A 14,126-nucleotide genomic window follows, 5' to 3' on the forward strand; every position below is an offset into this window, starting at 1 on the left:
GCCCGCCCCGCCCGGGCTCCCGGACGCGTCGTCAGCCGAAGTTCTCCACGTGCACGCGCCGCTCCGGCACCCCGGCGGCGAGCACGGTGCGCCGGACCATCGCGGTCCACCGGCCGGGACCGCACACGTACACCTCGCGCACCGCGATGTCGGGGATCCGGGCCCGCAGCGCGGCGAGGTCGTCGGCCCGGCCCGCGTCGGCGCCCCACCACGACCCCGCCCCCCGGCGACGCCCGGGCGAGGCCACCACGTGCAGGTTCCGCTCCCGGGCGAGGCGGGTGAACTCCCGTGCGAACAGCGGCTCGCGGGTGAAGCGGTGCACCACCACGACGTCGGCGGACTCGTTGAGGAACTTCTCCGCGAGCGCCCGCAACGGGGTCATCCCGACGCCCGCGCCGATCAGCGCGACCCGCGGACTGGTCCGGGTGCGCGGGGTGAGCCTGCCGTAGGGGCCCTCGATGTAGACCCGGGTGCCCTGCCGCAGGTTCGGGACGGCGGCGCTGCCGTCGCCGAGCTGCTTGACGGTGATCCGCAGCGAGCGGGCCGTCGGCGGTGCCGACAGTGAGTACGGGTTGCCCGCGGGCCAGCCACGCCCGGACCGGAACCGCCAGACGAAGAACTGCCCGGCCGAGGCGCCGAGCTCGCGCAGCCGGTCGCCGGTCATGTGCACCGACACGCTGCCGTCGCCCTCGGGCAGCACCGCGGCGACGGTGATCCGGTGGCGGCGCGACCGGAGCACCGGGACCGCGACCCGCCAGACCACGACGGCGAGCACCGCGGCGGACCACAGTCCCCACCAGAACACCGTCCGCGACGGCGAGGTGGTGAACTCCCGCCCCGCCCACAGCTGGTGCGGCAGCGCGAGGAACACCCCGGCGTAGCCCCACAGGTGCAGCAGGTGCCACCACTCGTAGCGCAGCCGGGTGCGGATCCACCGCGCGCTGGTCACGACGACGAGCACCACCAGGACGGTGCCGAGCGAGGCCGCGACCATCCCGGGCCAGGTCCACGTCAGCTGCCAGAACCCGGCGGGGACGCGGCCCGCACCGGCGGGGCCGTGCGCCCAGCTCGCGCAGCCGACGTGCGCCAGCATCCCGGCGAACGAGGCGATCCCGGTACCGCGGTGCAGCGCGATGAGGTGCCGCTGGCCGAACGCGTGCTCCAGCAGCGGGATCCGGGCGGCGAGCAGCACCTGCCCGAGCAGCAGCAGCGACGCCAGCAACCCGCAGAGCCGTCCGGTCTCGGCGACGGCCCCGGTGCCGCCCCCCAGCAGCCCGGTCGCGCCCCCGCCGTCGACCCACCAGGCGAGCACGAGCAGGACCGCGAGCGCGGCGAGGACGCCCGTGGCACGGCGGACCCGGCGGTCGGCGCGGGCGACGTCGCGCGCGGGGACCGGTGGGTCCGGCTTGAAGCGGCCACCGGGCACGCGCACGGTGGGGGCGAAGAGGGACGACACAGTGCCGCCATCCTCCCCGACCGGGTCACGGGGCGGTCCCGGGGACCCCGGCCCGGCGCGTCCGGACGACCGCCGGTCGCCACGGTCGGGTGGCCGCGGGCGCGCGGACCGACCCCGGCCGGACCCGGCGACGAGGATCGTCCGACGATGTCCGACCAGGTGCTCGCGTTGCTGCTGACCGTCGTCCTGTCCGTGCTCTCCGTCGTGCCGGCGGTGCTGGTCACGGTGTTCGCCGTGCGCCGGGTCCGGCGCGACCCGCGGCGGCTGGGCAACGCCTACTGGGTCCTGGCCGCCGCGCTGTCCGTCGGCTGGGTGGTCTCTCTCGCCGGCACGGGCGGGAACCCGGTGTTCGGCGCACTCGTGCTGCTGGTGGTCCTGTCACCGCTGCTGACGGTGCTGTTCGCGGTGTTCTGCATCCTCAACGGCGCGGTGATGCTGCGCCGCGAGCGTCCCTCGCTCGGCAACTCGCTGTCGCTGCTCACCGGGCTGGCGATCATCGGGCTGCTCGTCGCGGTCTGGCCGGTGCTGGCACTGGACTCGCTGTGGCTGCGCGTGCTGTGGCTGGCCTGCCTGCTGGGCGTGGGGTTCCTGGCGTTCCAGTTCGCGGCCTTCCTCGGCTACGCCCGGCTGTACCGGTGGCTGGTCCGCGACCGGCCCGCGGAGTGGGTCCTCGTGCTGGGCTCCGGGTTGCACGGCAGCGAGGTGCCGCCGCTGCTGGCGTCGCGGATCGCGACCGGCATGGACGAGCTGGCGCGGCGCGGGGCCCGGCGGCTGGTGCTCTCCGGCGGCAAGGGCGACGACGAGCGTCTCCCCGAGGGCGAGGCGATGGCCCGCTGGGCGGTGGCGCACGGCGCGGACCCGGCGACGGTGACCGCGGAGACGGCGTCGCGCACCACGGAGGAGAACCTGCGGTTCAGCGCGGCGCTGGTCGGCGAGGGCCCGGGGCTCGTCGTGACCAGCAACTACCACGCGTTCCGGGCGGCGCTGCTGGCGCGCCGGGTCGGCGTCGACGCCCAGGCCGTGGGGGCGCCGACCGCCGGCTACTACTGGCCCAGCGCGGTGCTGCGCGAGTTCGTCGCGGTGCTGCGCGAGTACCGGACGGCGAACGCGGTGCTGCTGGCCCTGGTCGCCGTCCCGGTGCCGCTGGTGATCCTGCTCGTCGCGGGCTGAGCCCGGCTCACCCGCCCGCGGCCGCCGGGGACGGCGGCGGCAGCGGCGGGCACTGCCGGTCCGACCGGTCCCCACCGGTGCGCTTCGGCAGCGCGCCGGTGAGCAGGTAGTCGGCGACCGTGTCGTCGGTGCAGGCGATCCCCGACAGCGACGACGAGTGGGTGTGCCCGCCGACGCCCTCGACCAGCGACGAGCCGGGGAAGGTCCGCCGGGCCTGGAGTGCGCCCTCGTAGGGGGTGGCGCCGTCGTAGGTCTCGGAGATGAGCAGTGGGCCGGTCCGCAGCGTCCCGGCGACCTTCGGTGCGGGCCCGGGCTTCACCGGCCAGTCCCGGCACGGCGCGTTGTACCAGGCGTTGCCCCAGGTCTCGAACGGCGCCTTCCGGTCGGTGGCCGTGTTGTCGCGCTTCCAGGTGGCCCAGTCGTGCGGGAACGGGGCGTCGGTGCACTGGGTGGCGAGGTAGACGGCGTAGTTGTTGTCGTCGGTGGGCGAGCCCGCCTGGTCGTAGGCGGCCTTGAGCTTCGCCGCGTCCTTCTTCGTGCCGGCGACGAACGCGTCGGCGACGGAGGTGTACTCCCCCACGTTGTAGCCGGCGCGCAGGAAGATGTCGGTCCACTCCGAGGACCCGATCCTCCCGCCGAGCGGGGCCTTCCGGAACTCCGCGGCGAGGTCGTAGAAGCGCTTCTCGACGGCGTCGCCGGTGTTACCGAGGTGGTAGGTGGCGTCGTTCTTGGCGACCCAGTCGAAGAAGGTCTCGATGTTGCGCTGGAACGCGACGTCCTGGTTCAGGTTGGCCCGGTACCACCAGTCACGGGGGTCGACGACGCCGTCGAGGACCATCCGGCGGACCTTGTCCGGGAACATCGTGGCGTAGACCTGGCCGAGCATCGTGCCGTAGGAGAAGCCGTAGTAGTTGATCTGCTTCGCGCCGAGCGCCTGGCGGATCAGGTCCATGTCACGGACGGTGTCCTCGGTGCGCAGGTGCGCGAGCAGCTCGCCGCCGGCCTTCCCGCAGGCCCGGGCGTAGGCCTCGGCCTTCGGCAGCCACGCCTTCTCGGCGCCGTTCTCCGGCCGGTAGTCCGGGCGCGCGTAGCCGCCGTAGTCGGGGTCGCAGCTGAGCGCGGGCCGGCTGGTGCCGACGCCGCGCGGGTCGAAGCCGATCCAGTCGTAGGCGGCACCGGCGTTCTTCGGGACGGCGGAGCCGAGCCGGGACAGGCCCAGCCCGGGGCCGCCCGGACCGCCGGGGTTCACGAGCACGACGCCCTGGTACTGCGCCTGCGGGACGGTGTGCCGGACGCGCGAGACCGCGATCTCGATCTTCTTGCCGGCGGGCTTCGCGTGGTCCAGCGGGACCGTCAGGAAGCCGCACTCGGCCCTGGCCTGCTGCAGCGACGGACTGCTGCACGCACCCCAGACGATGCCCGACCCCGGCGGCGGCGCGGGCGGTGCGGGTGCCGCGGGCGCGGCCACGGCGGGTCCGGCGGTCCCGAGCGTCACCCCCACGGCGACGAGCAGCGTGATGATCGTCCTGCGCACCGGCTCCACCTCTCCGGGCGCACGCGCCCGCCCCCCGACCGAGAGGCCGACCGTGCCACCGGCGACGCTGCGTCCACAATCGCCGCGCCCGACGGTAGCCCGAACGGATCAACGTGAAACGGACGTCTCAGCCGCGACCGCCACAACCCCCGACGAGCGCGCAGGTCGCGCACCGTGCGGACGGGACGAGCCCTTCGACGACGTCGGCGGCGGCCGCGGCCCCGCCGGCCGCGCGGGCGGTCGCCTTCTCCTCGGCGCAGCGGCGCGCGACCTCCTCCGACGAGGACACCCGCAGCACCGCCTCGCGCAGCGTCTCCGGGGTGACCGCGTCGGCGGGCAGGTGCTCGCCGACCCCGAGCGCGGCGATCCGGTCGGCGTTGCCGAACTGGTCCACCGCCTGCGGGACCGCGACCATCGGGACGCCGTGCCACAGCCCCTCGGTGCAGCCGCCCATCCCGGCGTGGGTGACGAACGCCGACGCGTGCGCCAGCACCGCGAGCTGCGGCACCCACTCCCGGACGGTGACGTCGTCGGGGACCTCGCCGAGGTCGGCCGGGGCGACGTGCGGGCCGGTGGCGAGCACGGTCTGCCAGCCGGTGCCGGTCATGGCGTCGATGCAGGCCCGCCAGAAGCGCGGCCGGTCGGTGTAGGCCGAGCCGAGCGACACCAGCAGCAGCGGGGCCGTCGGCTTGGGCCACAGCCCCTGGTGCGAGCGGTCGCCGATGACCGGGCCGACGAAGGTGTAGCGGTCGCGGTCGACCCGGTCGAGCTCGGGCTGCATCGCCTCGGGGATCAGCGCCACCGAACGGTCGGGGCGGCCGAGGAACTCCCGGCTCCCGACACCGGCGCCGACCTCGTCGAGCCAGGCGTCCAGCTCGGCGCGCCAGGCGAGCCCCTCGGGGGTCTCCAGGAACGCGAAGGCCTCGGCCATGTCGGTCTCGAAGCCGTCCCAGGCCACCATGTGCGGGGACAGCTCCACCCGCGGGATGCCCCGGACCCGGGAGAACGCGTGCCCGGCCCAGCCGCTGCCGTCGTAGCAGACGACGTCGGGGTGCTCGTACTGCAGCGCGTCGGCGATCTGGTCGTAGGCGGAGCGGGCCTCAGCGGAGAACAGCCGCATGGCCTCGATCCCGCCGTCGGGCCACTGCTCGCCCTGCGCCGGGTCGGGCAGGTCGGTGCGGATCCGCAACGGCGTCGCCCCGGTCGCGGCGACGGCCTCGGCGAACCGCTCCGGGACCGGGTAGGTGACGCGGTGGCCGCGGGCGACCAGCTCGGCCATCACCGGCAGGTTCGGGTGGACGTGGCCGTGCGCGGCGGTGGTCGACATGAGGACGTGCACGACCCGAGTGTGCCTTGACCGGCCGGTCGCGCGCCGACGAGGATCACCGGAATGGCCCGGCTGCGCTGCGACGTCGTCGCCGACTCCCTCGGACTGGCCACCTCGGTCACGGTGCTGCTGCCCCAGCCGTCGCGGACCCGCATCGGCGCCGGGGTGCGCGACCTCGACGCCCCGCCACCGGTGCTCTACCTGCTGCACGGCCTGTCCGACGACGACACCGCCTGGACCCGCTACACCGCCGTCGAGCGGTACGCCGACGAGCTGGGGCTCGCCGTCGTCATGCCGCAGGTGCACCGCAGCTTCTACACCGACCAGGCCTACGGCGGCCGCTACCGCACGTGGGTGACCGAGGAGCTCCCGGCGCTGGTGGCGCGGTTCTTCCGGGTGTCGGCCGACCCGGCGGAGACGTTCGTGGCGGGGCTGTCGATGGGCGGCTACGGCGCGCTGTCCTGGGCGCTGGCCGAGCCCGGCCGGTTCGCCGCCGCGGCGTCGCTGTCCGGGGCGCTCGACCTCGCCGCGCTGGCCGCGGGCCCGCCCCGCGAGGAGGACCCCCGGATCTGGGAACGGATCCTCGACGGCGCCCCGGTCGCCGGCACCGAGGCGGACCTGTCCACCCTGCTCGCCCGGCTCGACCCGGCCGCGGCGCCCGCGCTGTACGTGTGCGCCGGCACCGAGGACCCGCTGCACCCGCAGTCGGTGCGCTTCGCCGAGCTGGCCCGGGCCGCCGGGGTGTCCGTGAGCACCGCGTTCGGCCCCGGCGAGCACGAGTGGGGCTACTGGGACGCCCGGATCCGCGACGTCCTGGACTGGCTGCCGCTGCCCCGCTGAGCCCTCGCGTGCCCGCTCACCAGGGCAGCGGGCCGTGCCGGTCGGCGTAGGAGCCCGACGCCGCAGCCGCGTCCCCGGTCGCGGCGGCGACGATCGCGTCGGTGCCCTCCTCCACGGTCTGGGTGCCGGAGTTCCCGTTGAGGTCGGTCCGGGTGTAGCCGGGGTCGACCACGGCGACGTGGACGTCGGGGAGCTCGGCGGCGTACCGCGCGGCGACCATGTTCAGCGCCGCCTTCGACGACTGGTACGCGAACCCCGGCACCCGCGACTCGATCCGCTCCGGGTCGGCGGTCAGCCCGTGCGACCCCAGGCCGCTGGACACCATGACGATCCGCGGGGCCCGGGCCGCCGCGAGCAGACCGAGCATCGCGTGGGTGACCCGGACCGGGCCGAACACGTTGGTCTCGTAGGTCGTGCGGACGAGGTCGGCGGTGGTGTCCGCCGCGGTCGCGCGGCCGCCGACCACGCCGGCGTTGTTGACCAGGACGTCCAGGTGGCCGTACTCCGCCCGGATGCGGTCGGCCGCCGCGGTGACCGACGCGTCGTCGGTGACGTCGAGGTCGACGGCGACGGCGTCGATCCCCTCGGCGGCCAGCTTCCCGGCGGCCTCGGCCCCGCGGCCGTGGTCGCGGGAGCCCAGCAGGACCGTGTGGCCCAGCGCGCCGAGGCGCCGGGCGGTGGTGAGGCCGAGGCCCTTGTTGGCGCCGGTGACGAGGACGATCGTGGAGTCGGTCATGGCACGAGCCTGCGCCCGGCCGGTGGGTCCGGGTAGGCACGGCGTAGCCGGGGACCGGTCGTACCAGGCTGTGGACGGCCGGCGCGGGCATCCTGGAGCCGTGGACCGTACGGAACTGGGCCGGGTGCTGCGGACGTGGCGGGAGCGGCTGCGCCCGGCCGACGTCGGGCTGCCGGCGGGCCCCCGTCGCCGGACGCCGGGCCTGCGCCGGGAGGAGGTCGCCGCCCTCGCCGGGGTGGGGGTCGACCACCTGACGCGGATCGAGCAGGGCCGGGGGGCGCACCCGTCGGAGTCGGTGCTCGGCGCGCTGTCCCGGGCGCTGCGCCTGGACCGGGCCGAGGCCGAGCACCTGTACCGGCTGGCCGGGGCCGCCCCGCCGGGGCCGGGCCGGATCGGCCGCTCGGTGCGCCCCGCGGTGCTGCGGCTGCTGGACCGGTTCTCCGACCTGCCCGCGGTGCTGCTGAACGCCCGGACGGACGTCCTGGCCTGGAGCCCGCCCGCGACGGCGCTGCTGGGCGACCTGTCCGCGCTGCCGGAGGAGCGGCGCAACCTGTGGGTGCAGCACTTCCTCGACGGGACCGACCGGGTCGTCGTCGCCGACGACGACGAGCGGGACCGCCGCGACCGCGCCCTCGTGTCCGACGCCCGCGCGGCGCAGGCCCGCCATCCCGACGACCCGGAGCTGGCCGCGCTGGTGGACCGGCTGCGCCGCGGCAGCCCCCGGTTCGCGTCGCTGTGGGAGGAGCGCACGGTCGTGGAGCACCTCGACGACCGCAAGACCTTCGCCCACCCCGCGCTCGGCGCGCTCACCCTGGACTGCGTGCTGCTGCGCATCGACGACGACGACCAGCGCCTGCTCGTCTACTCCGCCGCCCCCGGCTCGCCCGACGCCGACGCGCTGGCCCTGCTGCGGGTGCTGGGCACCCAGGAGGTGGCCGCGCCGCGGCCCTGACCGGCCCGGTCAGCGCACCAGCCGGACGGGGGCGCCGGTGGCCCCGTGCAGGAGCAGGTCGGGCCCGTCGACCTCGACGTGGACGGCCTCGGAGATCCAGCGGGCGACGGGCACGTTCTCGCAGCCGATCATCGTGCTCAGGCCCGCCGTCGCTTGCAGCGCACCGCCGTCGCCGAGGGTCCACTCGCCGCTCTGGCCGTTGCAGCCGTCCGATCCGGTCCAGGTGCCGTCCGGGGCGAACTCGGCGAACGCCCGGCCCTGCGCGGTGCCGTCGGCGGGCAGCCAGCGGACACCGGTGAGGTCGGCGGCCATGGCCGCGTGCGGGCCGCTGGTGCCCGCACCGGCGGTCGGGGCGCCGCCGGTGCCGCATCCGGCCAGCAGGAGCGCGGCGAGGGCGGCGAGGGCAACCGTCCGGATCGTCACGTCCCAGGTGTACCGGATCGGGGCCCCCGACCGCTCCCGTGGTGCGGCGCCACGGGGCGGATCAGCTCCCGGGCTCGTCGTCACGGTGCGCGGCACCGATCTCGAAGGCGGGCAAGCAGACGGCCACGTACTCCGCGCCGTCGGGGCCGGGCGAGCTGTAGCGCACCCACTCCCCCGGCGCGGTGTGCACGGCCTGCCCGGCGGCGACGTCGAGCTCTCCGCCGTCGAACTCGACCCGCAGTGCGCCGCGCAGGACCAGGGTGTACTCGTCGAACTCCGGGGTCTGGCCGGGCTCGGCCCAGCCCGACGGGCTGCGCATGTGGGCGACCGAGACCCGGCCGTCGCCGGAGTTCACCCGCCCGACGTACTCGTCGATGGTCTTCGGCGGGGTCCCGGCGGCGGTGACCCGGCTGGCGTTCTCGATCAGCTTCGGCACGGCACCATCCTGCCGCGTCAGCGCTCGGCGGGCGGCCGGGGTGCGGGCAGCGCCGGTGCGGGGCGTCCGTCCACCGGTTCGGCGGGGAACGGTCCGCCGTGCGCGGACAGGTCGATGCACACCGTCAGGGCGTGCGGCAGGACGAGCACCGTCTGGTCGGCACCGGGCCGCATCGGGTGCCGGTAGTGCGCGGCGACCCAGCTGCGGTTGCGCCAGTGCCCCTCGACCCGGACCACGCCGACCACCTCCCGTGGTGTCCCCGCGGGACGACCACGACGGTACCCCGCGCGGCCCGTCCACCGGGAATACCCTGGGGGGGTATATGCGCTGCAGCGGGCGTCCACGACGCCGGGAGGTAGACGATGCACGACGAGCCACGGGCGGCCTCCGCCCCGCGGGAGCACGGGACGCACCCCGGCGGCGCCCCCGGGACCCACGGCGGCCACGCCGGACACGGCGGCCACACCGGACACGGGCACGCGGACCACGCGGCGGTGTTCCGGGACCGGTTCGTCGTCGCGCTGGTGCTCGCCGTCCCCGTCGTCGGGTTCAGCGCGATGACCGGGATGCTGCTCGGGTACTCGCCCCCGGCGTGGTCGGCGTGGATCCCCCCGGTGCTCGGCACCGTGATCCTCTTCTGGCCGGGGTGGCCGTTCCTGTCCGGCGCCGTCGCCGAGATCCGGGCGCGCCGGCCCGGGATGATGCTGCTCATCGGCATGGCTGTGAGCGTCGCGTGGGTGGCGAGCATGCTGAGCTCGCTCGGCGTCGGCGGGCTGGACTTCTGGTGGGAGCTGGCGCTGCTGGTCGTGATCATGCTGCTCGGGCACTGGCTCGAGATGCGTGCGCTCGGACAGGCGTCCGGGGCCCTCGACGCGCTGGCCGCGCTGCTGCCCGACACCGCCGAGCGGGTCGGCACCGACGGCACGGTCGGCACGGTCGCACCGGCCGAGCTGACCGTCGGCGACGTCGTGCTGGTCCGGTCGGGTGCCCGGGTGCCCGCCGACGGCACGGTCGTCGACGGTGCCGCCGAGGTGGACGAGTCGATGATCACCGGCGAGTCCCGGCCGGTCCCGCGCGGCACCGGCGACCGGGTGGTGGCGGGCACCGTCGCCACCGACTCGGCGCTGCGGGTACGGGTCAACGCCGTCGGCGAGGACACGGCGCTGTCGGGCATCCGCCGCCTGGTGGAGAACGCGCAGGGCTCACGCTCCCGGGCCCAGGCACTCGCCGACCGCGCGGCGGCGCTGCTGTTCTGGTTCGCCGCGGGTGCCGGGGTGGCGACCTTCGCCGCATGGACGCTGCTCGGCGACACCGCGCAGGCGGTCACCCGCACCGTCACCGTGCTCGTGATCGCCTGCCCGCACGCGCTCGGGCTGGCGATCCCGCTGGTCATCGCGATCTCCACGGCCCGCGCGGCACGCTCCGGGGTGCTGGTCACCGACCGGCTCGCGCTGGAGCGCACCCGCACCGTCGACACCGTGCTGTTCGACAAGACCGGCACGCTCACCACCGGCAGCCCGCGGGTCGTCGGGACCGCGGGCGCTGCGGACACCCTGGCCCTGGCCGCCGCCGTCGAGGCCGACAGCGAGCACCCGCTGGCCCGCGCCGTCGTCGCCGCTGCGGACGGGCGGGCCGTCCCGGCCGCACACGGGTTCCGCTCGCACACCGGACGCGGGGTGTCCGCCACCGTCGACGGGCGGCCGGTCGCCGTCGGGGGTCCGGCGCTGCTGCGCGGGCGTGGTCTCGACGTGCCCGCCGAGCTGACCGGCGACGTGCACCGGTGGAGCGACGACGGCGCCACCGTGCTGTACGTGGTGGCCGGTGCGGACCCCGGCGAGGTGGTGGGCGCGCTCGCCCTCGCCGACGCGGTCCGCCCGGAGTCCCGGGCCGCGGTGGTCGCCCTGCACGCCCGCGGCGTACGGGTCGTGATGCTCACCGGTGACGCGCGCCCGGTGGCCGAGGCGGTCGCCCGCGACCTGGGCGTCGACGAGGTCGTCGCCGAGGTGCTGCCCGAGGGCAAGGACGAGGCGGTGGCCCGGCTCCAGGACCGCGGCGCGGTCGTCGCGATGGTCGGCGACGGCGTGAACGACGCCCCGGCGCTGGCCCGGGCCGACGTCGGGATCGCGATCGGGGCCGGCACCGACGTCGCGGTCGCCTCGGCCGGGGTGGTCCTGGCCTCGTCCGACCCGCGCGGGGTGCTGTCGGTGATCGCACTGTCCCGTGCCGGGTACCGGAAGATGCTGCAGAACCTGTGGTGGGCGGCCGGCTACAACCTGGTCTCGGTGCCGCTCGCAGCCGGGGTGCTCGCCCCGGTCGGGTTCGTGCTACCGCCCGCGGTCGGCGCCCTGCTGATGAGCCTGTCCACGGTCGTCGTCGCGCTTAACGCGCAGCTGCTGCGCCGGGTGGAGCTGCGCCCGGACCGGCTGGTCAGCTGACCCGGGGTGGCGCCGTCGTCGCCCGGACCACCAGCCGGGTCGGGACCTCGACGTCGCCGGGGTGCTCGCCGTCCAGCGCGGCGAGCAGCGCCCGGGCGGCGAGCTCGCCCTGGCGGCGGACCGGCTGGGCGACCGTGGTGAGCTCGGCGACGGCGGCCGAGTCGTGGTCGTCGAACCCGACCACCGACACCTGGCCCGGCACCGCCACGCCGGCACGTCGCAGGGTGCGCAGCACACCGACGGCGAGCTCGTCGGACATCGCGAACACCGCGGTCGGCATCACCGGGAGGGAGAGCAGCTGGGCGGCCGCGGCGTCGCCGTCGGCCACCCCGGCCCCGGTGGCGACGACCGGGCCGCGGGGCCGCCCGGCCTCGGCGTGCGCGTCGGCCCAGCCGTCGCGCCGGTCGGTGGTCGTGGCGCGGCCGTTGGCCTCGTCGGGGTCGAACGACACCAGCGCGACGCCGCGGTGCCCGAGTCCGAGCAGGTGCCGGACGGCGGTGCGGGCTCCGGCGCGGTCGTCGATGCCGATCCGCGGCCGTCCCGGCATGTCCCCGCCGAGCACGACGACCGGGATCTCCAGCGCGTCCAGCGCCGCGGCCTCGGTGGTGTCGATCGCCGAGGCGACGACGATCAGCCCGTCGGCGCGCCCGCGCACCGGCAGCGTCGCGAAGAAGTGCGCCCGCGCGTCCGGGTCGCCGAGGTTGTGGAGCTGGGTGACGTGCCCGGCCGCGGACAGCACGCCCTCCACCCCGGCGACGGCCTCGGCGAAGAACCAGCGGGTCGGGAAGCGGGCGAGCACGGCGACCGTCAGCGGCCGGACGGGGACGGAGTAGCCGAGGGAGGCCGCCGCCCGGCGGACGCGTTCGCGGGTGTCGTGCGAGACGGGGGTGCCCTCGCGCAGGGCGCGCGACACCGTCGCCGGGGAGACCCCGGCGAGCTCGGCGACCCGCCGGACACCCGCCCGGCGTACGACCTCGTGCACCGGCTCGTCCGTCACGGGGGTCATCGTGCCCGCGCCTCGACAGCGGTTGCAACCGGATGAAACACTCTGCAACACCGCCCCGCCCCACGATCCGTACCCGGGAGCATCATGTCCGTGCACGAGCAGGACTGGTGGCGCAACGCCGTCGTCTACCAGGTCTACATCCGCAGCTTCGCCGACGGGAACGGCGACGGGACCGGTGACCTCGCCGGTCTGCGCAGCAGGCTCGACCATCTCGCCCGCCTGGGCGTCGACGCGATCTGGATCAACCCCTGGTACCCGTCGCCGCTGGCCGACGGCGGCTACGACGTGGCCGACTACCGCGCGATCAACCCGATGTTCGGCGACACCGCGCAGGCCGAGGCCCTGATCGCCGAGGCCCACGCGCGCGACATCCGGGTGCTGCTCGACATCGTCCCGAACCACCACTCCGACGAGCACGTGTGGTTCCGGCAGGCGCTGGCCGCGGGCCCCGGCTCGCCCGAGCGCGAGCGCTACCTCTTCCGCGACGGCCACGGCGAGAACGGTGAGCTCCCGCCGAACAACTGGGAGTCGATGTTCGGCGGGCCCGCGTGGGAGCGGGTCGTGTCCCCCGACGGGACGCCGGAGCAGTGGTACCTGCACCTGTTCGACATCCGGCAGCCGGACGTGAACTGGGAGCACCCGGAGGTCCGCGCCGACTTCGAGGAGACCCTGCGCTTCTGGTTCGACCGGGGCGTGGACGGGTTCCGGGTCGACGTCGCGAACTCGATGGTGAAGGAGCCCGGGCTGCCCGACGTCGTGGAGGGCGTCAACGACGCCCAGGACGGCGGCCACCCCTACCTCGACCGCGACGGCGTCCACGACATCTTCCGGTCGTGGCGCCGGATCGGCGACACCTACGACCCGCCGCGGGTGTTCGTCGCCGAGGCCTGGGTGCCGGACCCGCAGCGCCTGGCCCGCTACCTGCGCCCGGACGAGCTGCAGACCGCGTTCAGCTTCAACTTCCTCACCGCCGCCTGGCTGGCCGAGGACCTGCGCGCCAACATCGACGACGCGATCGCCGAGAACACCCGGGTCGGCGCACCGGCGACCTGGGTGCTGTCCAACCACGACGTCTGCCGGCACCCGAGCCGGCTGGCCCGCAAGCCCGAGGCAGGGCGCGGCTGGAACCTCGACGACGTGATCGCCCTGCCCGCCGACCCCGAGCTCGGCCTGCGCCGGGCCCGCGCGGCGACGCTGCTGATGCTCGCGCTGCCCGGTACCGCGTACCTGTACCAGGGCGAGGAGCTCGGACTGCCCGAGGTCGAGGACATCCCGACCGACCGGCTCGACGACCCGACCTGGGAGCTGTCCGGGCACACGCTGCGCGGCCGCGACGGCTGCCGCGTCCCGCTGCCCTGGGCCGCGGATGAGCCCGGCTTCGGGTTCGGCCCGTCCGGGACGCCGTGGCTGCCGCAGCCGGAGGTGTTCGCCCGGCACGCGGCCGACGTGCAGGAGGCCGACCCGGACTCGGTGCTGCACCTCTACCGGGACGCCCTGGCGATCCGCCGCGCGCACCCCGCACTCGGCGGCGGCGCGCTGACCTGGCAGGAGTCGCCGGAGGGCACGCTGGCCCTGGCCCGCACCTCGGACTCCGGCGACGGCGGCTTCACCTGCCTGGTGAACGTCTCCTCGGCGCCGGTGTCGCTGCCCGAGGACGCCGAGGTGATGCTGTCCAGCGGCCCGCTCACCGCCCGCGGCGAGGTCCCCGCCGACACCGCGGTGTGGCTGCGCCACTGACCGGCCCGCCCGTCCCGGACGCCCCCAGGGGAACTCTCGTGGCTTCTAGCGCCACGAGGGTTCCCCTCGGGGCA

At 75.8% G+C, this 14,126-nt stretch carries 13 protein-coding genes; 5 read left to right on the forward strand and 8 right to left on the reverse strand.

From position 1 onward, the window contains the following. Window positions 1-31: 31 nt before the first annotated feature. Window positions 32-1,456, reverse strand: coding sequence for a ferredoxin reductase family protein (locus tag ND486_RS18845; RefSeq protein ID WP_251785537.1), 1,425 nt, complete (start codon window positions 1,454-1,456; stop codon window positions 32-34). A 147-nt stretch (window positions 1,457-1,603) separates the two neighbouring features. On the opposite strand from ND486_RS18845, the gene ND486_RS18850 reads away from it, so the two are divergent. After that, the gene (locus ND486_RS18850; protein ID WP_251785538.1) at window positions 1,604-2,626 is read left to right on the forward strand and encodes a YdcF family protein; all 1,023 of its coding nucleotides are present in this window, start codon (window positions 1,604-1,606) and stop codon (window positions 2,624-2,626) included. 7 nt (window positions 2,627-2,633) lie between these two features. Here ND486_RS18850 and ND486_RS18855 read toward each other — a convergent pair whose 3' ends face one another. Both ND486_RS18855 and ND486_RS18860 read right to left on the reverse strand, forming a co-directional pair. Next, window positions 2,634-4,160 carry an alpha/beta hydrolase gene (locus ND486_RS18855; RefSeq protein ID WP_251785539.1) on the reverse strand — a complete coding sequence of 509 codons (1,527 nt, stop codon included), beginning with the start codon at window positions 4,158-4,160 and terminating at the stop codon, window positions 2,634-2,636. A 127-nt stretch (window positions 4,161-4,287) separates the two neighbouring features. Beyond that, window positions 4,288-5,499 carry a macrolide family glycosyltransferase gene (locus ND486_RS18860; RefSeq protein ID WP_308215863.1) on the reverse strand — a complete coding sequence of 404 codons (1,212 nt, stop codon included), beginning with the start codon at window positions 5,497-5,499 and terminating at the stop codon, window positions 4,288-4,290. 51 nt (window positions 5,500-5,550) lie between these two features. Here ND486_RS18860 and ND486_RS18865 point away from each other — a divergent pair, with 51 nt between their 5' ends. After that, a complete protein-coding gene (locus ND486_RS18865; protein WP_073576200.1) occupies window positions 5,551-6,327 on the forward strand; it encodes an alpha/beta hydrolase family protein in 777 nt (258 codons plus the stop codon). A 16-nt stretch (window positions 6,328-6,343) separates the two neighbouring features. On the opposite strand, the gene ND486_RS18870 is transcribed toward ND486_RS18865, so the two are convergent. Further along, window positions 6,344-7,063 carry an SDR family NAD(P)-dependent oxidoreductase gene (locus ND486_RS18870; RefSeq protein WP_251785540.1) on the reverse strand — a complete coding sequence of 240 codons (720 nt, stop codon included), beginning with the start codon at window positions 7,061-7,063 and terminating at the stop codon, window positions 6,344-6,346. A gap of 100 nt (window positions 7,064-7,163) precedes the next feature. Between ND486_RS18870 and ND486_RS18875 the strand changes: the two genes are divergently transcribed. Continuing rightward, window positions 7,164-8,015, forward strand: a complete 852-nt coding sequence (locus ND486_RS18875) for a helix-turn-helix transcriptional regulator (RefSeq protein ID WP_251785541.1) — start codon at window positions 7,164-7,166, stop codon at window positions 8,013-8,015. A 9-nt stretch (window positions 8,016-8,024) separates the two neighbouring features. Here ND486_RS18875 and ND486_RS18880 read toward each other — a convergent pair whose 3' ends face one another. From ND486_RS18880 to ND486_RS18890, 3 genes are all read right to left on the reverse strand, one after another. Continuing rightward, complete coding sequence (locus ND486_RS18880; protein WP_251785542.1) at window positions 8,025-8,438, reverse strand: META domain-containing protein; 414 nt, start codon at window positions 8,436-8,438, stop codon at window positions 8,025-8,027. A gap of 61 nt (window positions 8,439-8,499) precedes the next feature. Next, entirely contained in the window at window positions 8,500-8,874 is a 375-nt protein-coding gene (locus tag ND486_RS18885) for a cupin domain-containing protein (protein WP_062400727.1), read from the reverse strand. A gap of 17 nt (window positions 8,875-8,891) precedes the next feature. After that, window positions 8,892-9,110 carry a hypothetical protein gene (locus tag ND486_RS18890; protein WP_251785543.1) on the reverse strand — a complete coding sequence of 73 codons (219 nt, stop codon included), beginning with the start codon at window positions 9,108-9,110 and terminating at the stop codon, window positions 8,892-8,894. 126 nt (window positions 9,111-9,236) lie between these two features. Here ND486_RS18890 and ND486_RS18895 point away from each other — a divergent pair, with 126 nt between their 5' ends. Next, entirely contained in the window at window positions 9,237-11,309 is a 2,073-nt protein-coding gene (locus ND486_RS18895; protein WP_251785544.1) for a copper-translocating P-type ATPase, read from the forward strand. Here the strand turns inward: ND486_RS18895 and ND486_RS18900 are convergent. Then, window positions 11,302-12,306: a LacI family DNA-binding transcriptional regulator gene (locus ND486_RS18900; protein WP_251785545.1), complete on the reverse strand. Its 1,005-nt coding sequence runs from the start codon at window positions 12,304-12,306 to the stop codon at window positions 11,302-11,304. The genes ND486_RS18895 and ND486_RS18900 overlap by 8 nt on opposite strands. Before the next feature lie 93 nt (window positions 12,307-12,399). On the opposite strand from ND486_RS18900, the gene ND486_RS18905 reads away from it, so the two are divergent. Then, on the forward strand, window positions 12,400-14,052 hold the full coding sequence (locus ND486_RS18905) for a glycoside hydrolase family 13 protein (protein WP_251785546.1): 1,653 nt from the start codon (window positions 12,400-12,402) through the stop codon (window positions 14,050-14,052). Window positions 14,053-14,126 lie beyond the last annotated feature (74 nt).

The organism is Pseudonocardia sp. DR1-2, from assembly GCF_023717215.1.
In the GTDB taxonomy this organism is placed as follows: Bacteria; Actinomycetota; Actinomycetes; order Mycobacteriales; family Pseudonocardiaceae; genus Pseudonocardia; species Pseudonocardia alni.